Origin of the sequence: Streptococcus mitis (assembly GCF_047459985.1) — a bacterium.
Taxonomy (GTDB): Bacteria; Bacillota; Bacilli; order Lactobacillales; family Streptococcaceae; genus Streptococcus; species Streptococcus mitis_DZ.
The window spans coordinates 1-523 of sequence record NZ_JASHHD010000052.1 but is presented as its reverse complement, the minus strand read 5'-3'; the positions used below and the strand labels follow the sequence as shown (position 1 = coordinate 523).

The 523-nt window shown below is 38.0% G+C and carries 3 pseudogenes; 1 reads left to right on the top strand and 2 read right to left on the bottom strand.

From position 1 onward, the window contains the following. Both QM959_RS09595 and QM959_RS09590 read right to left on the bottom strand, forming a co-directional pair. Window positions 1–136 (bottom strand): annotated as a pseudogene (locus tag QM959_RS09595) (transposase family protein); the annotation flags it as partial. A gap of 57 nt (window positions 137–193) precedes the next feature. Then, window positions 194–301, bottom strand: a pseudogene (locus tag QM959_RS09590) (IS630 transposase-related protein); the annotation flags it as partial. A 38-nt stretch (window positions 302–339) separates the two neighbouring features. On the opposite strand from QM959_RS09590, the pseudogene tnpA reads away from it, so the two are divergent. Further along, window positions 340–523: pseudogene (tnpA, locus tag QM959_RS09585) on the top strand (IS200/IS605 family transposase); the annotation flags it as partial.

The window sequence follows — 523 nt, the reverse complement described above, 5'->3', positions numbered from 1 at the left end:
TTTGATGATTTTTCTTGACGATAGAAGTCTCAGCGACCATCATTTTCGAGCAATGATAGCACTTAAATCGACGCTTTCTAAGGAGGATTCTAGTAGGCATACCAGTCGTCTCAAGGTAAGGAATCTTTCGGCTTTTGGCGACTCTCTTTTTCCGCTCTAAGTGCCCTTGTTCACGTAATTTCTTTTCCCATGTGAAGAGAGTTTTGACGCCAACGTCAAAAACTTTGGATGCCTCGACATGGCTGTGTCCCTCTTTGATGTAATTTAATGCTCGTTGTTTAAAATCTGTACTATATGCCATAGCTTTATTATAACATGTATTTTATAAACTAAGTGACTATAGTAAGTATTCCACCAAGGATAAGTGTTTCAAGTTTCATGGGGTATTTAAAAGGTAAAAGTGCACTCATGATGTTTGACAAACACGCCAATCTCAAATACAAGTTTGGGAATCGGCATTTCTGGGCGGAAGGTTATTATGTGAGTACGGTTGGACTCAATGAAGCTATAATTAAGAAATATA